Origin of the sequence: Pseudidiomarina atlantica (assembly GCF_000753735.1) — a bacterium.
In the GTDB taxonomy this organism is placed as follows: Bacteria; Pseudomonadota; Gammaproteobacteria; order Enterobacterales; family Alteromonadaceae; genus Pseudidiomarina; species Pseudidiomarina atlantica.
The window spans coordinates 11,879-36,785 of record NZ_JPIN01000004.1; the positions used below are offsets into that span (position 1 = coordinate 11,879).

General features: G+C 51.3%; 19 protein-coding genes. 10 read left to right on the forward strand and 9 right to left on the reverse strand.

All coding sequences use genetic code 11. The annotated features are described in order from the left end of the window. Positions 1-45 precede the first annotated feature (45 nt). The 5 genes from recC (at position 46) to IDAT_RS04145 (ending at position 12,096) form a co-directional block, all read left to right on the forward strand. Positions 46-3,489 carry an exodeoxyribonuclease V subunit gamma gene (gene recC / locus IDAT_RS04125; protein ID WP_034730932.1) on the forward strand — a complete coding sequence of 1,148 codons (3,444 nt, stop codon included), beginning with the start codon at positions 46-48 and terminating at the stop codon, positions 3,487-3,489. Beyond that, positions 3,482-7,168: an exodeoxyribonuclease V subunit beta gene (gene recB / locus IDAT_RS04130; protein WP_034730934.1), complete on the forward strand. Its 3,687-nt coding sequence runs from the start codon at positions 3,482-3,484 to the stop codon at positions 7,166-7,168. Before recC ends, recB begins: the two co-directional genes overlap by 8 nt. Beyond that, positions 7,165-9,069 (forward strand): exodeoxyribonuclease V subunit alpha, encoded by a 1,905-nt coding sequence (gene recD, locus IDAT_RS04135; RefSeq protein ID WP_034730935.1) that lies wholly within the window; start codon positions 7,165-7,167, stop codon positions 9,067-9,069. The genes recB and recD overlap by 4 nt, the downstream gene beginning before the upstream one ends. Next, positions 9,066-9,485, forward strand: a complete 420-nt coding sequence (arfB, locus tag IDAT_RS04140; protein WP_034730937.1) for an alternative ribosome rescue aminoacyl-tRNA hydrolase ArfB — start codon at positions 9,066-9,068, stop codon at positions 9,483-9,485. The genes recD and arfB overlap by 4 nt, the downstream gene beginning before the upstream one ends. A 73-nt stretch (positions 9,486-9,558) precedes the next feature. Next, a complete protein-coding gene (locus tag IDAT_RS04145; RefSeq protein ID WP_034730939.1) occupies positions 9,559-12,096 on the forward strand; it encodes a penicillin acylase family protein in 2,538 nt (845 codons plus the stop codon). Here IDAT_RS04145 and IDAT_RS04150 read toward each other — a convergent pair. Next, a complete protein-coding gene (locus tag IDAT_RS04150) occupies positions 12,080-12,982 on the reverse strand; it encodes a MaoC family dehydratase (RefSeq protein ID WP_051986577.1) in 903 nt (300 codons plus the stop codon). The two genes, IDAT_RS04145 and IDAT_RS04150, sit on opposite strands and share 17 nt — an antisense overlap. A gap of 103 nt (positions 12,983-13,085) precedes the next feature. On the opposite strand from IDAT_RS04150, the gene IDAT_RS04155 reads away from it, so the two are divergent. Both IDAT_RS04155 and IDAT_RS04160 read left to right on the forward strand, forming a co-directional pair. Beyond that, entirely contained in the window at positions 13,086-14,147 is a 1,062-nt protein-coding gene (locus IDAT_RS04155; RefSeq protein WP_034730941.1) for a helix-turn-helix transcriptional regulator, read from the forward strand. A 92-nt stretch (positions 14,148-14,239) separates the two neighbouring features. After that, positions 14,240-15,511, forward strand: coding sequence for an NAD(P)/FAD-dependent oxidoreductase (locus IDAT_RS04160; RefSeq protein ID WP_034730943.1), 1,272 nt, complete (start codon positions 14,240-14,242; stop codon positions 15,509-15,511). A 5-nt stretch (positions 15,512-15,516) separates the two neighbouring features. Here IDAT_RS04160 and IDAT_RS04165 read toward each other — a convergent pair whose 3' ends face one another. The 3 genes from IDAT_RS04165 to IDAT_RS04175 form a co-directional block, all read right to left on the reverse strand. Then, complete coding sequence (locus IDAT_RS04165) at positions 15,517-16,551, reverse strand: bifunctional glycosyltransferase family 2/GtrA family protein (protein ID WP_034730945.1); 1,035 nt, start codon at positions 16,549-16,551, stop codon at positions 15,517-15,519. 10 nt (positions 16,552-16,561) lie between these two features. After that, positions 16,562-17,530 carry a DUF3667 domain-containing protein gene (locus IDAT_RS04170; protein WP_081909750.1) on the reverse strand — a complete coding sequence of 323 codons (969 nt, stop codon included), beginning with the start codon at positions 17,528-17,530 and terminating at the stop codon, positions 16,562-16,564. A 113-nt stretch (positions 17,531-17,643) separates the two neighbouring features. Further along, positions 17,644-17,904: a hypothetical protein gene (locus tag IDAT_RS04175; RefSeq protein WP_034730948.1), complete on the reverse strand. Its 261-nt coding sequence runs from the start codon at positions 17,902-17,904 to the stop codon at positions 17,644-17,646. A 186-nt stretch (positions 17,905-18,090) separates the two neighbouring features. On the opposite strand from IDAT_RS04175, the gene IDAT_RS04180 reads away from it, so the two are divergent. After that, positions 18,091-18,645 carry a WYL domain-containing transcriptional regulator gene (locus tag IDAT_RS04180; protein WP_034730951.1) on the forward strand — a complete coding sequence of 185 codons (555 nt, stop codon included), beginning with the start codon at positions 18,091-18,093 and terminating at the stop codon, positions 18,643-18,645. On the opposite strand, the gene IDAT_RS04185 is transcribed toward IDAT_RS04180, so the two are convergent. Next, positions 18,630-19,115: a methylated-DNA--[protein]-cysteine S-methyltransferase gene (locus IDAT_RS04185; protein WP_034730953.1), complete on the reverse strand. Its 486-nt coding sequence runs from the start codon at positions 19,113-19,115 to the stop codon at positions 18,630-18,632. The two genes, IDAT_RS04180 and IDAT_RS04185, sit on opposite strands and share 16 nt — an antisense overlap. An 84-nt stretch (positions 19,116-19,199) precedes the next feature. On the opposite strand from IDAT_RS04185, the gene IDAT_RS04190 reads away from it, so the two are divergent. Next, entirely contained in the window at positions 19,200-20,405 is a 1,206-nt protein-coding gene (locus IDAT_RS04190) for an Nramp family divalent metal transporter (RefSeq protein ID WP_034730954.1), read from the forward strand. Position 20,406: 1 nt separating this feature from the next. Here IDAT_RS04190 and IDAT_RS04195 read toward each other — a convergent pair whose 3' ends face one another. Both IDAT_RS04195 and IDAT_RS04200 read right to left on the reverse strand, forming a co-directional pair. Next, positions 20,407-21,408: a hypothetical protein gene (locus tag IDAT_RS04195; RefSeq protein WP_051986578.1), complete on the reverse strand. Its 1,002-nt coding sequence runs from the start codon at positions 21,406-21,408 to the stop codon at positions 20,407-20,409. 69 nt (positions 21,409-21,477) lie between these two features. Further along, on the reverse strand, positions 21,478-23,160 hold the full coding sequence (locus IDAT_RS04200) for an NAD-dependent malic enzyme (protein ID WP_034730956.1): 1,683 nt from the start codon (positions 23,158-23,160) through the stop codon (positions 21,478-21,480). A gap of 51 nt (positions 23,161-23,211) precedes the next feature. Here IDAT_RS04200 and IDAT_RS04205 point away from each other — a divergent pair, with 51 nt between their 5' ends. After that, a complete protein-coding gene (locus tag IDAT_RS04205; RefSeq protein WP_081909751.1) occupies positions 23,212-23,697 on the forward strand; it encodes an OsmC family protein in 486 nt (161 codons plus the stop codon). A gap of 2 nt (positions 23,698-23,699) precedes the next feature. On the opposite strand, the gene IDAT_RS04210 is transcribed toward IDAT_RS04205, so the two are convergent. Beyond that, positions 23,700-24,401: a 2OG-Fe(II) oxygenase gene (locus IDAT_RS04210; RefSeq protein WP_034730961.1), complete on the reverse strand. Its 702-nt coding sequence runs from the start codon at positions 24,399-24,401 to the stop codon at positions 23,700-23,702. Then, positions 24,398-24,844, reverse strand: coding sequence for a DUF488 domain-containing protein (locus IDAT_RS04215; protein WP_034730962.1), 447 nt, complete (start codon positions 24,842-24,844; stop codon positions 24,398-24,400). The genes IDAT_RS04210 and IDAT_RS04215 overlap by 4 nt, the downstream gene beginning before the upstream one ends. Between the last annotated feature and the right edge of the window lie 63 nt (positions 24,845-24,907).

Here is a 24,907-nt window from a genome sequence, read left to right on the forward strand (position 1 = left end):
TGCATGATTGGGTAGGATGATCCACATGCAAGGAGAGGATAGCAAATGAGTGAAAAAAACGCAGGATTAATCGTTGCCCACAGCCACAGGTTAGAGGACCTGACCGATTTGGTGGTGCGCTTCACACGGATTGCTCCTCTCAACCCGCTCGAAAGTGAATGCATATTGGTGCAATCGAACGGCATCGCGCAGTGGCTTAAGCGGCATCTGGCCGAGGCTACAGGTATCGCAGCTATGCTCGATGTGACGCTGCCGGCCCGTTTTCAGTGGCGCGCTTATCGCGCCGTGCTCGGCGATAGTTTGCCCAAGCACTCACCGTTTGATAAAGACCGTCTGACTTGGCGCTTGATGCGCTTATTACCGAGTTTGGTTGAGCAACCGGAATTTGCCAGTCTAGCGCGCTACATCGCGGACGATCGGCAGCAACGCAAGCTGTATCAATTGTGTGAGCGTCTCGCTGATTTGTTCGATCAATATCAAATTTATCGTGCTGATTGGCTCGCTGATTGGGCCCAGGGTGGCGGACTTAAGGCAAGCGGCGAGCAAGCATGGCAACCGATTTTATGGCGAGCAGTCCTCAACGATGTCGGGACCACAACCTTGCCTGACCGTGCCGAATTGCATCAGCGTTTTATCGCCAAAGCCCAGCAATTATCGCCACAAACGCGCCCAACGGCGCTGCCGCCGCGCATCATCGTGTTTGGCATTTCCAGTTTGCCGGAGCAAATGGTCGAAGTGCTGCATGCCTTGTCGAGTTGCTGCCAAGTCGTACTCTGTGTCCATAACCCATGTCGGCACTATTGGGCGGACAGCGTTGATGGTAGCCAAGTGGTTCGTGAGTGGCGCCGCAAACGTCAGCAGCGTAAGCCTGGACAAGCCGAGCTGAGCATCGACAATTTGCACACCGAAACCCATCCATTGCTGGCATCTTGGGGGAAACAAGGTGGTGACTACATCGCCATGTTGGATCAATTCGATGCGACCGAGGAACAAGCTGAGCGTTATCCGCAGCTACGCTTCGATTTGTTTGATGCAGCGCCTGGAGCAATCAATACGCGCTTACAGCAGTTGCAAGACGATATCTTAGACTTGCGCAGCCCGATTGAGGCTAAGCCGTTATGGCAGCAATTGCCGCTGGATGACAGTATTCGGCTGGTCAGTTGTCATAGCCCACAGCGTGAAGTGGAAGTCTTGCATGATCAATTATTACACTTGTTTCGCACCGAGCCCGAGCTTAAGCCTAGCGATTTGATCGTTATGGTGCCTGATATCGACACCTATGCACCGCATATTCAGGCCGTGTTTGGTCGCTACAGCAAAGACGATCCGCGAGCGATACCGTTTACCCTAAGCGACCAAGGTACACGCCATCGTCAGCCCTTAGTGGTGGCGCTTGAATATGTGCTGAATATCGCTGCGCACCGCGCCACCGCAAGCGAGTTACTCGATTTACTGCAAGTTCCTGCACTACAACAACGGTTCGGTTTAACCGACGCCGATCTAGAGCAATTACAAATGTGGTTACAAGCGGCTGGCGTGCGCTGGGCCTTGCATGAGCAACATCGCGAGCGGTTAGGTTTACCGGCTGCCGCGGGACGCAACAGTTGGGCGTTTGGATTGCGGCGGATGCTACTGGGCTACGCTATTGGCGAACCAGAACCTTTTGATGCCACCTGGGGTGGAGACGTTCCTTACCCAGAGGTCGGTGGACTCGGTGCCAATGCTGCTGGCGCTTTACAACAACTCCTGCAAGTGCTGGATGATTCCTTTGCGCTCGGCGTGCAAGAGCAGCCGCCACAAGTCTGGACCGCGCAATTGCAAGAGCTGATGCAGCGGCTGTTTGCCGCGCATGACGAGCACGACGAGTTGTTACTCGACAAGCTGGAGCGGCAATTGCACGCCTGGCTGGAAACGACGCAAGCCGGCGCTTTCAATGAGCCGGTCGCGCTGTCAGTGGTGACGGAAAGTTGGTTGTCGCGGGTTGATGAACAGCAACTCAATCAAAGATTCTTAGCAGGTAGTCTCAATTTTGCCACGCTAATGCCAATGCGTGCGATTCCATTTAAAGGTGTGTTTTTGCTGGGCATGAACGACGGTGTTTACCCCCGCCAGCGCAAACCTTTTGACTTCGATTTGATGGCCAACGACGTTCGCCCTGGTGACCGTTCACGCCGTGAAGACGACCGTTACCTGTTTCTTGAAGCCTTATTGTCAGCGCGCCGTTGGTTTTCCATTAGCTGGTGTGGTCGAAGTATTCGTGATAACACCGAGCAGCCACCGTCTGTTCTGGTCAGTCAATTACGAGATCACTTAGCGCAGTTAGGGCACGAACAAGAGCCTGAGCAACACCACATGCAGGCCTTTCATCAAGCCTATTTTCGCCGCGCCGAGAGTAGCGCACGAGGTTATTTTACTTTTGCTCATGAGTGGCAAAGTTTGCACCAGCAGCAACCAGCTGGCGCTGCGGAGTTGACGCCTTTGCCGCCGATGCAGTTGGAAGGCGAGTGGACCTTGCGCCAACTTGGACAATTTTTACAAGAGCCGGCACGTTGGTTTTTAACCCAGCGCCTGCAGAGTTATTTGCCGGAAACGCGAATCGAGAATCATGATCATGAACTGTTCACGCTCGATGGCTTGACCCGTTGGCAATTGCTCGATCGCATGCAGTTGCCACTACAAGAAGCACTGACCCAGCAGACACCCGCCGAGCAGTGGCACCAATGGTTAACGCGCTACGTTATGCACTTACAAGCTGCGGGGGAACTCAGTGTGGGTGCCGCGGGGCAGCCACAAGTGACGACCTTGACCCAAGCGGGTGAAAGCCTTTGGCAGCAAGCTGAGGCGCTTGTGCAGGATTATCCGCAGGTTTGCCCACGCCTGACCGTAAGTCGCAGCGAACCGGTGCCGTTGGTCGAAACTTTTACCGGAATTCGCTGCAATGCCGCGGGTGAGCGAGCGCGTTGGGTGGTTTCAGCGTCACGAATTGTCGAGCGAAATGGCACTCCACGGTATGCAAAGCTGCTCGGCCAATGGCTCGAACATCTACTATTGAACACACACACGCCGCACCGAACCTTTGTGGTAAGCGTAGAGACTACGCTAGTGCTGGAGGCGTTGCCGACAGACCTTGCTGAGCAGTTAATGCAGACGATTTTGTACTGGGCGCAACGCGGCTTGCAGCAACCCTTGCCGCTGCAGTGCGAATTGGTCTTTAGCGGTTGGCAAGACGCTCTTAAAGCTGGCGGTGTTGATGCCGTGCGCCAACAGCAGGGGCATTTTTTAAATACCGCAGCTGAAGAAACCTATATGCAAGATCGCTACAAAGGTGCTGTTGCTCTGCGCAAGCGGGCGCGCTACCTGCGCCGTTTTTATCCTGATTTTGCCAGTCTTTGCACGCATGCTGAACTCGCACACGAGGCAGCGCTTGCGCTTTACTTGCCACTGGTAAGCTATGTGGTCAAAGGGAATGGAGGTACCGCAGATGACTGATCCTATTCAAGCACTTGACCCGTTGCGCTTGCCGTTGCGCGGCAGCCATCTGATTGAAGCGAGCGCCGGTACCGGCAAAACTTACACCATCGCGGCGCTGTATGTGCGCTTGGTGTTAGGGCACGATGCTGATGATCTGCAGCAAAGCTCGGCTGGTGCACGTATGCGCCTACCCAAAGAAATTCTGGTCGTCACTTTTACCGATGCCGCGACCCAAGAATTGCGCGATCGGATTCGTGCGCGCTTGGCAGAAGCGGCGCGCTTCTTTCGCGGCGATAGTGACACCGACGATAGCTTTTTGCGCACGTTGCGTGAGGCCTATGCTCCAGAAACTTGGCCGCAGCAAGCCCGTTATTTAGATCTCGCTGCCCAGCAAATGGACGAAGCTGCAGTGTCGACCATTCACGGTTGGTGCCATCGCATGCTCAGTGAGCATGCGTTTGCCAGTGGTAGCCTGTTCAATCAAGTGTTGAATACCGAGCAAAGCGAACTTTATTTGCAAGCTGCGCAAGATTATTGGCGGCGTTTTATCGCCAGCAAGACGAGCGATCAACTCGCTGCTTACACACTCATGACCCAGCAATTCTCCAGCCCCGAGGCACTTGTCAGCCGTAGTCGTGAGCTCATGCATGTACCACTCGACAGCTTGGCCGATGAGTTAACCGCGATAGACGCATTTTTAACCAAGGCGCAACAGTTACGTGATGAGTTTCACCAAACACCGCAATGGCGCGAAGCCTATGCGCAGTTCCAAGCGAGTTTTGTCGATAGCGTGTTTGCCAAGAAACAAGTGGATGGGCGTAAATTGCGAGTGGATTGGCTCAACAACTGGCTGCAAAAACTTGAGCAGTGGTTGCAGCTGTTAGAGTCGGCACCGGATAGTGCCAGTCTGTTGCCTGAGTTGCCGCCAGCTGGCTGGAATCGCTTGCAACCCGAGGGCTTACAAGAAGCCGCAAAAGTTCCATTGCCAGAGGACGCGTTGGTCTTGCCACGCCTGCTGCAGCGGCTTGCGGAGGCCCATGCTGCCTTGCCTGATCCGCAGCAGCAAATTCTCGAGCATGGCGCGCGTTGGTTGCGCGAACGTTTCCGTGAATTGCAGCAACAACGTGCCGAGATCGGTTTTGATGATATGTTGACGCGCTTGCGTGATGCGCTACGTGGGCCGCAAGGTGATACCTTGGCAGCACAATTGCGACAGCAATTTCCCATCGCCATGATCGATGAGTTTCAAGATACCGACCCAGTGCAATACGAGATTTTTAATCGCATCTATCGGATTGCTGAAACACCGGAAGACCATGGTGTCTTTTTGATTGGTGATCCGAAGCAGGCCATTTATTCGTTCCGCAACGCTGATATTTACACTTATCTGGAAGCGCGCCGCGCCACTGCCGGGCGTCATCATACCTTAGCAAAAAACTTTCGCTCCACGACCGCCATGGTGGCGGCAAGTAACGCGTTATTTGCCCAAGCCGAGGCGACCGATCAGGGCGCGTTTTGTTTTAAACAGGGCGATGACAACCCGCTGCCGTTCGTGCCGGTCAGCGCCAACGGTTTAGCGCATCGTTTTTATCGCGAGGGTTCGCAAGCGCCGGCGCTAGCGTTAGCAACCTTGGCCGATGATGATGACTTACCTAAGCAGTTAGAAGGGCATGTCGCAGAGTTGTTTGCCGAGCAAATCACGCGATTGTTGAATGACTCGAATACTGGGTTTTACGACCCCGAAACTGATCAATTACAGCGTCTACAACCGAAAGATATTGCGGTATTGGTCAACAATGGTCATGAAGCACAGTTGTTGCGTGAGAGTTTACGCGCCCGCCAAGTGGGCAGCGTATACCTGTCTGATCGACAATCGGTATTTGCTGGCACTACCGCCGAAGAACTCTACATTTTGCTGAGTGCCTGCGCACAACCAAGAGACCCCAGACACTTGCGTGCCGTACTGGGGTGCCAGCTGCTCGGGCTCGAGCTGGCGCAGCTTGAGCAAATCAGCAGTAACGAAGCTGATTGGGAAGCGCTGGTGCAGAACTTCTTCCATTATCATGAGTTGTGGGAGCGCCGAGGTGTACTGACGACACTGCAGCAATTACTGCATGACTATGAGATACCGGCGAAATTATTGGCGCGACCGAATGGCGAGCGGGAACTCACTGACTATCTGCATTTGGCGGAATTACTGCAGCGGCAGTCAACACTGGTTGAAGGCTCGCACGGTTTATTGCGGTTCTTAGCCGAACACATTGAAGCGGCGCGTGAGGGCTCCGAAGCCAGCAATGCAGAGCTCCAAGTAAGGCTCGAGAGTGACGCCGAATTGGTACAAATTGTCACTATCCATAAATCCAAAGGTTTACAGTATCCACTGGTATTTTTGCCATTTGCGTGTGCGGCGCGTGGCGACAGAGTAAATTTTCCGTGTCGTTATCATGATCCGGACGGGCAATTAAAAGTTGCTTTGGAAGATTCTGCTGAGGTCAAGGAGCAGATACTCGCGGAACGTTTCGCCGAAGAGCTGCGTAAGCTTTATGTTGCGGTAACGCGCGCGCAATACGCTACCTTTGTTGGGGTGGTGCCGTTTAAACACCAAGAGAAATCGGCCTTACACTACGTGTTCGAAGCCGCCGAACGGGACCTCAATACGTTGGCTCCGGTGCCCTTTGCTGACGATGGCGAAGTGCCTGCCGCGGCCATTGCCGAGGTTGAGGATCTTGCTACATGGCAAGGACAGTCACTGTACACGCCGCCGCAAGCCCATGAGGCGGCGCTCGAAGTTTGCCGCATGCCGGCACAATTTCGTTACCCACAGTGGTGGATAGCAAGTTACAGTGCGTTGCGCTACGGCGCTGCTGAAACCGGCGACAGCAGTGAAGATGCAAACGCCAGCAATGTCGTCGAGGCACTCTACGAAGACCGCAACGCTCTAGAGCAATTACCACAGCAGCAAAGCATTCATGCCTTTCCGCGCGGCGCAAAGCCGGGTACCTATTTGCACAATCTGCTTGAAGATGCCGCGACTGAGGGTTTTGCCAAGCTCGCGCATGACCGCCAAGCGTTGCAGCAATTTGTGCACGAGCGCAGTGAACTAGCCCCGTGGCAAGAACATCAACAAGTGCTGTGCGACTGGTTGGAAAAGTATTTAAAGACGCCGTTTCGGTTGGCTGTGGAAACTCCGCCGATGCGCTTGTGCGATTTGCAAAACTATCAAGCTGAACCTGAGTTTTGGTTTCCCGCGAATGCCGTCGCAACGCGCGAACTTGACGACTTGGTGCGGGGCGCGATTGCCCCCGGTCATGCCCGTCCAGCGCTGTTGCCAAATACCCTACAAGGTATGCTGAAAGGCTTTATCGACTTGGTGTTCGAGTGGCAGGGCAAATATTACGTGGCCGACTACAAGTCCAATTATTTGGGCGCGGATGCTCAGGCATATAGCGCCGAGAAGATGCAAGATAAAATTCTCGACAGCCGCTATGATCTGCAATTTGTCATTTACACCTTGGCACTGCACAAACTGCTGCAGCAGCGTTTGTCGGACTATGACTACGATACCCATGTGGGCGGCGCCCTGTATTTGTTCTTACGCGGTAATGAAGCCGCTACCGCAGGTGCCTATTTTAATCGCCCACCGCGCGCTCTGATAGAAACATTGGAGCCACTGTTTAGCGTAGAGGAGGTCGCATGAAGGTGCTAACTGAACTGCGAAAGTGGTATCAACATGGCTGGCTACGGGCAATTGATTTCAGCCTCGCTGAGTACCTCGCAATCAAAGGAGAAAGCGCGGAAGTTGTGCTGCTCGGAGCCCTGGTCAGTCACCAGCTCGGCCGTGGTCATCCGTGCTTGGACTTGCAGCAGTTGCAGCGCGAACCGCAACACACCTTACAGCTACCACCAGAACATGCGTCGGCCGAGAGTCGCCAGCAGTGTTTAAGTGTTACCGCGTTGCTAGGCATGGTCACCCTCGAAGATGAAGCACAACTGCATGCAGCGGCGGCAGTCAATCAACAGCATTCGCCTTTGGTCTTGCAAGATCAACGCTTGTATCTGCGCCGTTATTGGAACTATGAACAGCAAATTAAACAGGATCTCGCCACGCGCATGGCCGCAACCCGTGCGATTGATCCACAACAACTATGTAGCGACTTAGATGACCTATTCGGCGCCACTGACACACTTAGTTGGCAGCGTCTAGCGTGTGCATTGGCAGTGCGAAGCGGTTTTACCATTATTACCGGCGGCCCCGGTACGGGCAAAACCTACACTGTGGTGAGGTTGTTGGCGTTATTGCAACGACAGCGCAGCAGCGCTGAGCCGTTACGCATTCGACTGGCCGCGCCAACTGGTAAAGCAGCGGCACGGATGCAGGAATCGATCAACAAAGAGCGCGCCAATTTGCCAGCGCACGATCAAGCCGAATTACCCGAAGCGCATGCGGAAACCTTGCATCGATTGCTCGGTAGCCGGCCGCACAGCCGCAGTTTTCGCCATAACCGACAGCAACCCTTGGTGGCCGATATTCTGATCATCGATGAAGCCTCGATGGTTGATATCGAAATGCTGGCGGCGATTACCGCTGCGCTGCCTGCGCATGCCAGCTTGATCTTATTGGGCGACAAAGACCAATTAGCGTCAGTCGAAGCCGGCGCAGTTCTAGGGCAGCTGTGTGCTGATGCACAAGCAGGGCATTATGCGCCAGAATTGGCGCATTGGCTGGCCAGCACCCAACGCGCGGCACTTCCTGAACATGTCGTCGATGAGCACGGCGCGGTCCAATGGCCTTATTTGCAGCACACTATGATGCTGCACGAGAGTCGGCGTTTTGATGCCAGTAAAGGTATTGGCAAACTTGCGTTTGAGATCAATCGTGGCGAGACCCGTTGGCTACAAGACTGGCTGCGCAATGCCGAAGCCATGACGACGGCAGACGCAGCCATGGCCAATATTCATCGATTGCAGGTTGCCACGCCGCAACAGGGTGAGTTGAAGCGGCTGGTACAGCGAGGCTATCAACCCTTGCTCGATTTACTTGACCAAGCGGAGCAGGTGACTGATTCCGATACTTGGGGTAGACAATTATTGTGGCAATTACAGCAGTTCCAGGTGCTTTGCGCCTTGCGTGAGGGCGACTGGGGGATGCTCAACCTCAATCGCTTGGTCAGCCAATGGCTGTTCGCCGAACAAGCGGAACACGATAATTGGTACGTCGGACGCGCGGTGATGGTGACCCACAACGACTACAGTCTCGATTTGCGTAATGGCGATATTGGCTTAGTGGTGAAGCGGCCTGAGGATGGGTCGTTACGGGTACTTTTTATGGGCGACAACGGCAAGCTGCGCTGGTTGTTGCCCTCGCGACTTGCGCATATTGAGACCGCCTTTGCGATGACCATTCATAAGTCGCAAGGCTCTGAGTTTACCCATACCGTGGTGGTCATGCCCGATCGCGATGCGCCGATACTGACCAAGGAATTACTCTATACTGGTATTACCCGAGCCAGTCAGGAGTTTACTTTGGTTGTTGCCCAACCCGAACTTGTCATCAAAGCTACCGAACGTCGTGTTGAGCGTATTGGAGGTTTAGCGTGAGTGACATTCAGATATCCCAGCGCGTCAGTATTCCTGAACAGGAAATTGAGTGGCAGTTTATTCGCTCCAGTGGGGCTGGCGGGCAAAACGTTAATAAAGTCGCTACCGCGGCGCAATTGATCTTCGATATTAAAGCGTCATCGCTGCCGGACTATTATAAGCAACGTCTGCTTGCCAAGAGTGACCATCGCATCACCGCCAGTGGCAAGGTCATCATTAAATCGCAAAGCACACGCAGCCAATTGCAAAATCGCGAGCTTGCGCTCGAACAGTTTATCGAGTTAGTGGCGAGTGTGCAGCGTCAAGCCAAAAAGCGGATTCCAACTAAACCCTCGTTGGCAGCCAAGAAGCGCCGTATTGAAGGCAAGAAAAAACACGGCGACGTAAAGAGTTTGCGACAAAAGCCATTGGTCTAAAGCGACTTGCGAGACCCGTAACGGGCAGCCATACTGCAACAACCTTTTCAAATAAAAATAACAGGTAAACGCTATGGCAAAACCAACTTTCCAGCGTGCATGGCTACCTACCGCTATCGCACTGAGTATATTCACGCTTGCCGGTTGCGGCGACGGCTATGACCCAGATCCAGTCGATGAGGTTATCGTCACCAATCCCGAACCTGAAGGTTTAGTGACCTTTGATCCGGACGGTACCCTAGAAGCAGACATTACTTGGACCGATTATGGCGTACCTTACGTCAATGCGGAGAATCTTGAAAGTATCGGTTACGGCGTTGGCTATGCGTTTGCCCGGGACAACATTTGTATTCTTGCGGACCAAATCATCAAATTTAACTCAAAACGTGCTATGTATTTCGGTCCAGACCGCGTGCCGGGCAGTGGTGACTCTGACAATATTCTCAACGATTTTGGTTATTTAGCTTTAGGCATTCGCGACAACGCGGAACAGGGCTTCAGCCAAATCAGCGAAGAAGCACAAGCTATCATTACCGGCTATGCAGCAGGTTATAACCGTTATCTAGCCGATACTGGGGTCGACAATATTGCACCGGCATGTGCCGGACAACCTTGGGTGCAACCGATCACCCCAATTGATTTGATGACCTATGCGCAAGGTGTGGCCTTATTGCCCGGCGCCGCCAACTTTACTGGCCCGTTATTCTTAGCTGTGCCACCACAACAGAATGCTGGCGCTACTAATAAGGCAACGGGTGAAGCCATGTCGCTGGCGCCAATTGCTGAATTGCATAGTGAGGTGCCGGATACCAACCCAACTGAAGCCGGCTCCAATGGTTGGGCCATTGGTAAAGATTTAAGTGCAACTGGGCGAGGTATGTTGATTGCCAACCCACACTTTCCGCACAGCGGTAACCAGCGTTTTTGGCAGTTTGGCGTTGAAATTCCGGGTAAAATGAAGGTGGTTGGCGGCTCGCTGTCGGGCATGCCGGGTATCGTCAATATCGGTTTCAACGAGAATGTCGCTTGGACTCATACCTTCTCCACGGCATCACGCTTTACTGTACATCGCCTCACGCTGGATACGAACGATAGTGAAGGAAAAACATACCTACTCGATGGTGAACCCGTCGCCATGACGCGTAAGCAACACGAAATTGAAGTTGCCACTGGTCCTGGCACCTTTATGACCTTGCAGCGTTCGAGCTATCACAGCGAGTTTGGACCGATAATCGTGATTCCGAACGCGCTGCCTTGGGGCACTGATCCGGTAACCGGCCAACAAGTGGCTTACGCGCTATTTGATGCTAACTTGCCAAACTACGAATTGTTCGACCACTGGCTGGGGATGAATTTAGCCGATGATATCGACTCCTATAAGCAAACCTTCGTCGACAATACTGGCACTGTATTCAACAACGCCATGATGGTCGATAAAGACGGTAATACCTTCTTTACCGACGGCTCTTCGGTGCCGAATATTCGCCCAGCTGCCATTGCGGCATGGGCAGAGAATCCGTTGTATCAGGGCTTATCACAACAAGCTGGATTGTTTATTTTCCCAGGTGATGACAGCGATTTTATTCCACAAGGCACAGTGCCATTTAGCGAAGCGCCGCAACTAGAGCGCAGCGACTTTGTACAGAACTCAAATGATAGCTATTGGCTAACGAACCCAGCAGCGCCCATCACCGGTGTCTCGCCACTGTGGGGGCCAGTGGGTAATCAGCAGTCGTATCGCTCACGAATGGCACAGAAAATGCTCGCTGAAGGCGGGTCAGTGGATGGTAAGTTCACCCGTGAAGACCTAGTAGAACGGCTTATCGGTAATCGTGCTTGGTTGGCTGAGGAAGTGTTAGCTGATCTGGTTGCGCATTGCGAAGCGCGCGGCACCACCCCAGTCAGTATTGCTGGCGGTGCAAGTGTCGATATCTCAGCTAGCTGCGCGGCATTGGCAGCCTTCGATGGACGCATGAACTTGAATAGCGTTGGTGCGATGCTGTTCCGCGAATTTGCCACTGAGTTCCGTCGTAACCCACAATGGGTGAACGCCTATGCCCCCGCACAACCTACGACGACGCCGAATACCTTGTTGGCAAATGACACCGTGTTGCAGCAGCTTGCCACCGCACAAGCGCGTATCGAAAATGCTGGGCTAGCCGTTGATGCAACCTTGGGTGAAGTTCAATTCGTTGAACGTAGCTTGCCAAACGGCATGCCGTCAGGTGTACGTTTACCATGGGGTGGCGCGAACAACGTCGAAGGTGGCTTTAACGTATTCCGCAGTAATATGGGGAACGATGGCACTGTGTTACCACGCCATACCTATCCGTTGTTGCCAGGTTCCGATTTGAGCGCAGCGGCCGGTGGCTACCATATCACTTACGGTTCGAGCTGGATGTTTGCGATGGAATTTACCGCAGATGGCCCAGTGGCAAATGGTTTGCTGACCTACTCACAGGCTTCAGACAGCAACTCAGATCACTACCTTGACCAAACGCTGTTGTATTCATCACAGCCACAGCTGCGTCCATTGCATTTCCACAATGACGACATTGCTGCGGCAGCGATTGAAACCTTAACGTTGAGTGGTGCTAGCGAGCGAGAGTAAAACGACCCTCAAGGCGCTGGAGATTGTCTTCAGCGCCACACACCTGATAATGCCCTGCGGTATCATCGCGGCATTGCTCCCACAATTGAATGGTTGCGGGCATTGGCACAGGGCGTTTGAAGTTCACATCAATTTTTTGGATCGGTTGTTGGTGCTTGCGTTCAATTTCCGCATGCGCACGACCGGCCATATACATGCCGTGAATGATCGGTTGTTCGAAGCCAAACCAACGCGACAGCAACGGATGTAAGTGAATCGGATTAAAGTCACCGGAAAGTTTGGCATAAGCGCGACCTTCAGCCGCTTCAAGCCGCCACAGAGCGAGCTCTTGCCAATCATCGTTGGGTGCTTCTGCAACTTTTACTTCACGCGGTTTTGCCGGTTTAGGTTGGTTCTTCGGCATCACCTGATACTCACTCACACAGGTGACAATTTTCTCATCGCCTTGCCAAAAGGTAACGGTAAAGACCGGGCGTAACCGCCGTGGTGAAACTTTCGGACCACGCGCGGGTAGTTTGATGTGGGCATCGATGACGAAGTCTTCACCGAGTTGAATGGGTGCGTGTTGTTCTAATGCATTGCTTACATGAACCAAGCCGGGCGCTGGCCAAGGGAAGCTGTCTTCGAGCATTTGCGCTAAATGAACGCGCTGAGCTAGGCAATACATCAAGGTCAAAGGTACCTCACTCACAAAGCCGCCAAACGCATCCTTGTAACGACCTACTTGCGCAGCAGTAAGCGCCGGAGCTTGATATTGGCCGGTGAGTTCAGTTGCCTCAGCAGTCGCAGCGTCTTGACGCGCCACGGTAAAGAGCGAGCGCAAATACATGCCCGGTAACTTGGGTAATGGTGCGGCTGAGGTAGTTGAAGCTTCGGTATCGTGCATAATTGTTCCTAACGTCAGATGCGCTAACTATAACATAATTTTGACTTTCGTAGCTATTCGTCAGTAGCATCAAGATTCCACCTAGTATACATGGAAACGCACAATGGAAGGACAAACCACTAAGGGCGAGAGCCTAACGATCCGCTGTATTTACATGTTATTAGCACTGTACGAGCGACCACGCACGGTGGCAGAGCTCGAAGCCTATTTGCAAGAGAAAGGCTTAGCACAGGTTTCGCGCCGTTCTTTACAGCGTAATCTGGAAGACCTCGAAGGGCATTTTGGTCTTTATCGCGAAGAGCGTGAAGCCGCAAATGCTGCCGATGTCTGGAACTTGGCGCAACAAGACTTCGAAAAACTACTGGAGCTTGAGGATCCGGTAGCGCTGGCGTTAGTGATTGCCGAGCAGCAACTGAAGCAACTAGGACCCATGACGGTGTTTGCACCGGTGCAAAGCTTATTTGAGCGCGCACGGGAACAGTTAGCCAGTCGCAACACCACGGCGTCACTTTGGTTAAAACGCGTCAAAGTGAGTGCCGCTTCGCATCGTTTAGTGGGACCTGAGCTTGCCAGCGAGCAAAGTCAGCGACTGCTCGATGTTGCTTTGCGACAGGTGGCGATCCGTCTCCATTACCACCCGCATCAGGGTGATCCAGCACAAGTCATTCGTGCGACGGCGCTGGCGGTGTTTTATCGTGGCGCGGTGGCCTATTTAATTGTACGCGACCATAGCAATGACCGCGTGCGACAGTTACCGTTTTCACGTATCAGTGAAGTGCGCGAGGTGGTGACCGAAGATGCTCGCGTGGGTGACTTTGATCTCGATACCTATGCTGCAAGCGGCGCGCTGGCATACCGTTTTGGTGACCCATTTCGGCTCGAAGCAGTGGTGTTTAATTCAATTCGTCGTGAAATAGAAGATGCGCCCTTAGGTGAAGATCAAGAATTGCTAGAGCTTGCCGACCAACCGCATTGTCGGTTACTGCGTGTGACCGTGCCCTACACGTTAAACTTGGTGCAATGGTTATTGGCTCGTGCGGCCTATTTAAAGATTATTGGACCCGATGATTTTCGCAATAAGTTTCAAGAAGAGTTGCGACGTGCGTTAAAAAACTTTGAATCTGAAGAACTTTGTGTTCCCGCGGAAAGAAATTTCGGCAGTTAGCTAGATTAGAGCCGCATGAAATTTGTTTTAGCACTTGACGAAATAATGTTCATCTATCATATTTTAGTTATAGCTAAAATAATGGGGTGAATATGACTAAGGTTATTGTTGCTGGTGCTGGACTCGGTGGTGTGTCTGTCGCATTTGAACTACGTGAAGAGCTCCCGAAGGAGGTCGAAATCGAGGTTGTCGGCGAAGGCAATGAGTTTAATTTCGTCCCTTCCAATCCATGGGTTGCTTTGGGTACGCGCACGCGCGACCAAGTTGTGATGCCGATTGATGAAATTTTCAAAAAACACAAAATTACTTTTAATGGATCGGGAATTAAACACATAGATGCAGAGCAGCGTAAGCTCTCGCTCGGTGATGGCACTGAATCCGAATATGACTATCTGGTGCTATGTACGGGTCCGCGCTTAGCCTTTGAGAATATCCCAGGAGCAGGCCCTGAGGGAGGCTACACGCAATCCATTTGTACTGTTGATCATGCAGTAAAAGCGCATGATGCATACAAAGCACTGATCGAAAATCCTGGTTCAGTGTTGGTGGGTGCTTTGCCAGGCGCAAGTTGTTTCGGGCCCGCTTATGAATACGTGCTGTCGCTTGAGTATGAATTACGTAAGCTAAAGATTCGCGACAAAGTTCCCATTACCTTTGTGACGCCTGAGCCGTATGTCGGTCATATGGGGCTTGGCGGCGTAGGTGACTCGAAAGGGCTGATGGAGCATAAATTCCGCGAACATGGCATCAAATGGATATGCAACGCCAAAGTTACCGAGTTCACCGAGACGGAAGCCCATGTTGAACTGGTTGACGACGATGGCAACGTGAAATCAACGCAACAAATGCCGTTCAACTTGGCCATGTTCTTGCCTGCTTTTAAAGGTTCCGAGGCAGTGGCGGAAGTACCTAACCTATGTAATCCAAAGGGTTTTGTGAAAACTAATACCTTTCAGCGTGCTGAGGCCTATCCCGAGATTTATGCGGCAGGTGTCTGTGTTGCAATCGCACCGATCGAAGAAACGCCTGTTCCAGTCGGAGCGCCAAAAACTGGCTTAATGATTGAATCCATGACATCAGCGATAGTGACGAACATTAAAGCTAGTATTAACGGTAGTGAGGCATGGGTTGAGCCGACGTTGAGCGCTTTGTGTTTAGCGGATATGGGAAATACTGGTGCGGCCTTCCTGGCAGTCCCACAGAATCCGCCGCGCAATCGTAACTGGACCGGTTCTGGCCGTTGGGTGCATTGGGCTAAAGTCGCCTTCGAAAAATACTTTATGTTTAAAGTAAAAATGGGTACTAGCGAACCAGTGTATGAAAAAGTTGGTTTACGGATGATGGGCATAAAGCGCTTGAAATAAGCGCTTTATGCACTGCGAAAGACCAACTTTTTCTGCAGTCGATAACTTAGCAAAAAGACGATAACTTCTGCTGCGGGTTTGCCAATAAAGGGCGAAATAGTCAGCCACATCAGTCCTTTGGTAAGCCCGTAATTGAGTAGTACCAGCACTGCTGCCAGCAAAGTGTAGTGGGTTGCATCGCGACGCAGCGAGCCGCCTTTGCCAAATACCCATTGTCGGTTCATGCTGAAATTAAAGATACCGGACGCCAGTCGCGCCAAGGCAATGGCAAGTAAGATCTCACCGGTGAAGCCGTAAATGAGTGCGAAAAGCCCGTAATCAAGCGCCGCAGAAGCAATCCCCACCCCCGAGAATTTGAGAAACTTCTTATAAATAATCGCCGAGTCGGTTAACGGTTTGAAGTGGCTACTTTGGTTGCCTCTTTCATAGACTGTGGTGATCTCTAAAGTTTCAAAGGCGATACCTTGTTGCTTAGTAATAATCAGCATATCGAGTTCGAATTCATAGCGGTCGCTATCGGTCTCTAGCAATGCCGGAATAAGTTGTTTCGGAATACCCCTTAGGCCGGTTTGGGTATCGGGAATACTTACGCGTAAACCTAAACGAAAGGTCGCGCGGGCAAAGTTATTGCCCAGCCACGAGCGAAACGGAATATCTTCTTGCTTGAAGTTGCGGCTTCCCAACCACAAGGCTTTTGGTTGTGCTGCGAAAGCTTTGGCAACTGCAATAATATCATCGGGTAAATGTTGTCCGTCGGCATCAGCAGTCACAACACCAATACTCTGAGACGCGTGCTCAGTCACCCAGCGCATCCCAGTTTTTAATGCGGCACCTTTGCCGCGGTTTTGCTCATGCGTGAGTACTGTGACCTGCTGGCGCTCGCGCAATGCGTCGAAGATTGATGCGTCGGCGCTGCCATCGTTGATAATGACGATGCGCGCAAAATACTCAGACTGAAGCAACAAGGCGTCGACGACGTCGAGAAGACGCTCATCCGGTTGGTAAGCGGGGATCAAAACTAGCGGTAGCTGTGCGCGCAAAGTATCCTCTCTAAGCTGTTAAAATGCCGATGAAAACCATCAAAATAAAGGCAGTTGTGAGTAGCAAGGTATAGCCAATACCACACAGTGCGAACTTAGTTAATGTCCAACCCCATGTTTGCTCATAAACAATTTTTAGCGTGAACAGCATATAGCTGACCATCCACACTAGCAGAATATTCTCAATCCAATCAACCACATTGCTGACGATCAGCCAGCCAGTAACAGAGGTTATATAGTCCGACCCACGACTGAGAATGGTGAGAATACTCAGCGAGAGCAACAGAAACGCATGAGTGTGCAATGCTGCACTCAAATGCTCAAGATAAAACCGCCCTGAAAATGGGTACATGAGTTTCAAAAACAGAGCCCAAAACGGTAGCATGATCAGCATCATTTGCGGTGCAAGCGACACTAAGCGTTGCACCAATAATTTCGGGTTTTCTAATAGATATTTGACCTTTTCTTCGATCATGTTCTCTTGTTCGGGTGTCGCAAATGGCACTGAAACCCGCAGGCCGTCTATAGCTTCAGAAGTATCAGTGGGAACCGTTGGCACCGAGATGGACGCGTTAGCCTGCTGTTTGTCAGTCAGTTCGTCGGTGGGCTTAATTTGGGTAAAATCGATGAGCGAGGTCAGAATTAAAAACGAAAATAACGAAACGAAAAAGTACAGCCGTAACGGTGGTACAAAGGAGGCATGGCGGCCTTTGACAAATTCTTGTGTTAGAAAGCCTGGACGCATGAAGAGTGCGATCATGGTGCGATAAAAGCGTGAATCCCAATGACTAATCTCGCCCATAAGATCGCCAACAACCGCAAAAATACTTCGAATATAATGACGATCTTGTTGGCCGCAGATGTGACAAAATTCACCTAATAGTTCACTATCGCAATTTTTGCAGCGCTGGGTGTTGTTTTCTGTAGGCGCGGTCGTGGTTTCAGATACCACAACTTGATGGGTCGTTTCAGCTGACATAGCTTTATTGTTATTGTTGTTCTGCAGTCAGTGTAGCGGAAGTTTTTAGGATTTTCTAAAAAAAAGCCGGCCCATAACAGACCGGCAAAGTACTTTCAGGACTGGATCTCGAATTACCTATTATCGCCGTTGTCTTTTTTCTTACTGTCTTTGTCTTTCTTTGCGTCTTTTTCGTCATCTTTCAAGGCAGCACGCTGCGCTTCACGTTCAGCTTTCATTGCTTCATGCTCAGCTTTCATCTTTTCACGCAGCTCTTCTTTACGCTGTTCGGCGCTAGTTTTGGTGTCTTCTTTCTTTTCATCGCTTTGCGAATGAGCTGCCAATGGCATGGCGAGACTAATACCCAAAACAAGTAGTGTAATTAAACGGTTCATTGTCGTTACCTCCGTTTCAATGATGCGGACATTGTACCAATTTTAGACAGTATTTGTACGGCAAAGTGTCAAGATACCGAAAGTTTGCTTTTATTTTACAAATTAGACATACTGCGACATGACATGTCGCAGGTCGGGTGTAACTTTAATTAAAGCGACACTGAAGTAGAAACGGAGTTCAAATACATGCAAACGGTACTGCGCTACTTGTTAATGTTGCGTCACATACCAAAGCAACCACAAAAGATTGATGTGAATACGCTTCGTGAAAGACTCTCTGAACAAGGGGTAGACGTAAGCGTACGAACGATACAGCGCAATCTGATTGAGTTGTCTGAGATATTTCCTCTCACCACCGACGAGCGTAATAAGCCTTTTGGGTGGAGCTTGATGAGCGATGTTGCCATCGCGCCTTTGCTTCCTGGGATAATGCTAGAGCGCGTTACGCAGCAAAATGGTGCTGACGCTACCAAAGATGACATTGTCCAAACTGTCCAACTCGAGCTCAGATGCGATGCTGAATTGAAGTCACACTTTGAATCCTTTCCATTAAACGAAACGCAGCGCTTAAAAACTAACGGCGAGAGTATTTTGCTCACAGTAGAAGTAGCGCATACAGATAAACTTCTTGCTTGGCTGTTAAGTTATGGTGCGCGTATCGAAGTGTTAGAGCCGGAAGTTTTGCGGCAGCAAGTTGCTGAGCAAGTGACCATTATGCGCCGCTATTACGAAGTTGATTGACGCAGGCGATTGGCACTCCCTTCTAATTCCAGTAACCAAGCCTTTTTATCAAGTCCTCCGGCATAACCGGTGAGGGTGCCGTTGGCACCAATTACGCGATGACATGGAATCACAATCGCCACTGGATTATTGCGATTCGCCATACCGACCGCGCGCATGCCTTTTGGCGAGCCAATACGTTTGGCAATTTCACCATAACTGGCTAATTGGCCATGCTTAATACCGCGCAGTGCCTGCCAGACACGCTGTTGAAATTCCGTGCCCTGCGGTTGTACTGGGAATTCGAAAACGGTGCGTGAACCGGAAAAATAGTCCTGTAACTCGCGTTTGGCTTGCGTTAGCAGCGGCACATCATCATTGCGTGCTGTGAGCTCGTCGGTAAACTCGATAATAGTAATAGCCTGTGAATTACAGGTGATGCATAGCGGTCCGAGCGGCGTTGCCATACTTGCTTGATAAACGGTGTGCATGCTATTGATGTGCCCTTAACCAAATCATGTTTCAATACTCAACAGTATAGTTGAGTGCAGCCAAGCGAACAAAGAGAAGAAAAAATGAACTGGCGAAATTTTCAATTAGGTCCAGCAGCTCTGGTGGCAGCAGCTTTTATTGGTCCTGGAACAGTGGTCACCGCGTCACTCGCGGGAGCGAATTTTGGTTACGCACTGTTATGGGCGTTGGCATTTTCCGTCATCGCTACACTAATCTTACAAGAAATGGCAGCGCGACTCGGGGTGGTAACTCGACAAGGGTTGGGAGAGGCCATTCGCGAGCAGATTCAACGACCGGCGCTACGCTGGGCGGCAATGGCGCTGGTCATCAGTGCGGTGGTCATTGGTAATAGCGTTTATCAAGGCGGTAATCTAAGTGGCGCCAGTTTAGGCGTTGAAGCACTGATAGGAAGCTCGGCAAGCTGGTTACCCTTGATACTCGGGGTCTTAGCAGCGGTATTATTGTGGAGTGGTAACTATCGACTACTCGAGCGCGTCTTGATTGGCTTAGTGATGCTGATGAGTGTCGCTTTTATCGCGAGTTTCCTGTTGGTACAACCGGATTGGACAGCATTCTTTCGCGGCTTGTTCATTCCCTCTATTCCTACCGGTAGTTTGCTCACTGTGATTGCTTTGATCGGTACGACTGTAGTGCCCTACAACCTGTTCCTTCATGCCGCAAGTTCAGCACAGAAATGGCGTGGTGCAGAGGACTTGCCGCGCGCCAGGGGGGACTTGGTGGTATCGATTCCATTAGGTGGACTCATCTCGATTGCGATTGTATCGACCGCTGCTGCCGCGTTCTTTGGTCAAGCCGTTCAACTTGAAGGTGCTGCAGACCTCAGTGCTTCGTTGCGACCTGTAGCTGGTGAAGGGGCTACGTGGCTCATGGGCATTGGCTTATTTGCCGCTGGGTTATCGTCGTCGCTTACGGCACCACTTGCTTCGGCGTATGCGCTAAGTGGCATTCTCGGCTATGGTGGACAATTGAAGAGCTGGCCATTTCGTTTAACCTGGTTAGCCATTATCGGCATTGGTACCTTGATTGCGTCGGCGGGCATCCGCCCAGTCGAAGTGATCATGTTCGCGCAAGTCGCGAATGGTTTGTTGCTGCCGATTATGGCGCTGTTTTTATTGTGGGCGTGCAATCAGCAACGCCTTGGCGAGCATCGCAATAGTTTGCCGCAGAACGTTGCAGCGGTTGCTGTGGTGGTTGTGGCGATCGGTTTGGGCTTGCGCAGTGTCGGTGCCGCCTTGCAGTGGTGGTAGGTTAATTACCGAATAGCATTTCGAGCTCGACACCAACTAACCAACGTGGTTCACGTGATTCGTTGAGGTGTTCGCGTGGGTAATGGAGCCCAATCCAACTCTCCAAGTACAACCAATCGCGTAAAAAGCGTGAGCGATGCAAGCCACGAATGCCGTAGTCTTGTAGAGGAACTTCGGCTTCTGTTTCGCCGTACCACCAAAGTTCGGCACCAAGTGCGCGCTCGTAACCGTATAAATAATAGATTTTTTCTGACGCATGCCAACGCACACCTTCGGTGCGTTCGGCAAAGGTGCCGCGGATCCAGAACTTGTTGAACCAATTTTCGCTCAACACAAAATCATGTTCGATGGTCTGTGCGATACCAAAGCCATCGCTATCGCGCCAAAAGCCAACGGTTTGCCAATGCAATTCGCTGCGATCATTGATGATACTGTCGAATCGATAACGGGCGCGTACGTATGGATCAGCGTTGATACCGTCGCGCAAGCCAGCACCAAACGAGAGTTTGTGTTGCTTATCTATCATCGGATCAAAGCCAAGTCCCACCATCCATTCCTCATCGCTGTCATCGCGCTGGATCACGGTAGGACGGGTCGTTTGTTGGTCGTTGATAAAGTCATCGAAATCACCGCGTCCAATAATGGCAGAAAAACGCCGTTCAGCATGCGGCAAAATAACCCGTGCACGGAAGCTCGAATCGACTTCCCAGCCATCGTATTCATCCCATTCGGGGCGAATACTGAAACTGCCATAAACATCTTCGTAATCTTCGGGATTTACCTTATCGGTAAAAAACGAGTCAAGCCAAGCAGCGGTTGAACTTACCGTCGAATGGATGCCACTGCGCATACTGTCGAGCATGGGTTGCTCAACTTTGTCTTGGTCTTCAGACGTTGGCTTTTCTTGTTTGTCTTGCGCGTAGGCTGAGTTAGCGCTCACTACTAAGCTGATAACACCGAGTAGCTGCAAACACCGTCTCATGTTGTGATAGCGGCACCACATTGCGCAAATCTCCTTGTCTGATGTTATTGAACATACAAGGAATTTACGCAATGCGCCAGTTAAGGAAAGTTAAATACTCACACGCTTGTAGTTGCGGTACTCAGGACGCCAGAAGTGCTTCTCAATACGCTCACGCAGCATCTCATCACTAATCTCCAGAGCATGCCCCTGTTGCTGGGCTACCTTGCCAACCGCAAACGCAATTTGTTTACTTAGTTCAGCGACTTGGGTGAGTGGCGGCAGAATGGCTTCACTCTCACCGTTGGCTCGAGGTGAAGCTTCGGCAAGCGTGTTACTTGCCGCCATCAACATTTCGTCACTAATGATGCGTGCTTTCACCGCTAACACACCCAAGCCAATGCCGGGGAAGATGTAACTGTTGTTGCACTGGGCAATCGGATAGCGCTTGCCGTTATATTTGACCGCTGCATAGGGACTACCCGTAGCGACAATGGCGTCACCTTCGGTCCATTCGATAACATGTGCAGGGTGTGCCTCGATTTGCCGCGACGGATTTGACAGCGGAAAAATAATCGGTTGCGGCGTGTGCTTATGCATTGCTCGAATCACTTGTTCGGTGAATAAGCCTGGCTGCCCTGAAACCCCAATGAGAACCGTTGGTTTACCACAATGCATGACATCTAACAGTGAGGCGTATTCGCCACTGTACTGCCAGTCAGCGAGGTCTGTTTGCGTTTGCACCAGCGCTTGTTGGAAATCGCGCAAGCCCTCCATGCCCTCAGTCAACAAGCCGAAGCGATCTACCATATAGACACGCTGGCGCGCTTCGGTATCACTAAGACCTTCAGCGACCATCTGAGCGATGACCTGCTCGGCGATACCACAGCCAGCTGAGCCAGCGCCAACGAATGCCACGCGCTGATCTTTCAGGGCGACACCCTTGGCTTTGCAGGCGGCAAGGAGGGTACCTACCGTAACCGCGGCAGTGCCCTGAATATCGTCATTAAAGCAGCAGAAGTCATCGCGATAGCGCTGCAGAATTGGCATCGCATTGGGCTGTGCAAAGTCTTCAAACTGAATCAAGGCTTCTGGCCAACGGCGCCGCGCGGCATGCATGAATTTCTCAATGAACTCATCGTAGCTGGCTTGATCGATACGCTTGTGGCGCGCTCCCATATACATCGGGTCATTGAGCAGCTTTTCATTATTGGTGCCAACGTCGAGGCACACTGGCAAGGTGTAAGCTGGACTAATACCACCACAAGCTGTGTAAAGGCTCAGTTTACCAATCGGAATGCCCATGCCGCCGATACCTTGGTCACCGAGGCCCAAAATCCGCTCGCCGTCGGTGACGACAATGACTTTTACTTTGCGCTTGGTGGCGTTGCGCAAAATATCGTCAAGCTGATCGCGTTCTTCGTATGAAATAAACAATCCACGTGAACTGCGGTAAATATCAGAAAATTGCTCGCAGGCATCACCGACCGTTGGGGTATAAATGATCGGCATCATCTCTTCCAGATTATCTTGTAGTAATCTGTAGAACAGCGTTTCATTATTATCTTGAATAGCGCGCAGATAGATGTGTTTATTCAGCGCGGTATCGAAGCTTGAGTATTGCAAGTAACAGCGTTTGACTTGCTCTTCGATGGTTTCGTAGCGCGGTGGCAGTAAACCGGTGAGGTTAAACATGGCTCGTTCTTCCCGAGTAAACGCACTACCTTTGTTGAGCAGCGGTGTTTCAAGAAGGTTTGGCCCAGCATAGGGAATGTACAGCGGATTCTTCGACATAGAAGCATTCTCCTGGCGCATACGATAGATGACAAAAATGAGCCGATTATTATGGCAGATATCAGAGAGGATCACATGGAAAATCCGACGTTTGAGGTAAAACTTGAGTTACTCGACAACTACAAGTTCGCAATTGATTTTGGCGAGTTTGGTGAAATCATTACCGACGAACCAGAGCCTTTAGGCAGCGGTGAAGGACCCAACCCCAGTCGCTTATTAGCGGCCGCGACCGCCAATTGTCTCGCGGCGAGTCTGATGTTTGCGATTCGCAAGTACAAAGGCGACCCCGGCAAAGTCACCGCAAGTGTGCAAGGGCATCTGGAACGGGTCGACGGGCGCTGGCGCGTCACCAGCATGGATGTCGAATTGAAACTCGGTAACAGTGCCGCCAACTTAGACAAACTCGACCGAGTGTTAGCGCAGTTTGAGGACTTTTGTGTGGTCACTCAAAGTGTTCGCAGTGGGATCGAGGTCAATGTGCAAGTGCGCGATCACGATGGTACTGGCATCGCTTTGCCCGACACCAGTGACAATTAATTTTAGCCAAAGAGCTGTGCGCCGGGGTTGCTGAGAATCCAACTGGTCAGAATGTATTTATCATTCGAAACCGGCGTGCAGCCGCGGTGCGTATGGGTGAAATAGCCGGGCGCAATAACCATGCGCCCTTGCTTGGGCTGAATACTGCGCTGCTGATAGTAAAAGTCAGTGGTCCCCCCCTCTGCTACATCATTCAGATAGAACATGAACAATAGCGTTCGATGTAGTGCTTCGTAGCCCTGCTGTTGCGGAAACACTTCGCAGTGCCAATAGTTGTAATTACCCTGCCCACGCAGATACTTTTGCGCTTGAATTGGACCCAAGCGATAGAGTAATCGCATGTATGCCGCCTCGTTACCTACCGCTACTTCATCGAAGTTTTCATGGGTAAGCGCAACGGCTTCGCCGGTCTGTGGGTGCCGAACTTGCAGCGCAACTGGGGCAATCAAGGCAAAGCGATACTTTTTGAAATACTCGACCGCACAACGTTCGGTCGCTTGAATAATTTCCTGCAATAAGGGGTGGTACTCGGGGTGCTGGTTGAGATACAGATCCGTGCTCAGTTTTTTGCTCGGGTCAACACCGCCACCGGTGCGGCCTTGCTGCACATGCGGACTTTGCTCAAAAGTGCGTATGATGCGCTGGCATAGTTCAGGACTCAGGGCATCGTCATAGACTTCAATAAAATCGTTGGTCGTTGTCATTTTTGCGTTACTTCATCTATTACATCTGCATAGCATACCGGAGAACTTAACGCGTTGCCGTCAGCTTGTTCATCTTCTTTATCGAGTTTCTGTATGAGCACTTGGTGAATTATTGGAACATGGGAGTGCTCGACATCTTTCGCGGCTGTAAGCAAGGTGACTTTGCCTTGGCGGCAATAGCGCATGAGTTCGATGAGTACATCTTCCTTGCCCTCAAGTTCAGCACAATAACGCTCCACAAAAGTTGGATAATCGATGTTATCGGCATGATAGGTCTTACGCAACGCGTCGGAGGGAGTGATGTCTTTGCACCAAGCGCTGAGCTTTGCATCTTCTTTTTTCACACCTCGTGGCCACAATCGGTCGACCAATATGCGTTGACCATCACTCTTTGCGAACGATTCGTAGATGCGCTTTTCTTGAATTTTGTAGCTTTGCGTCATGATGTCATTCGCCTGTCACAAAAAGTCATTAAATTGTTATTGGAAGTGCGTTATAGTGCTTCG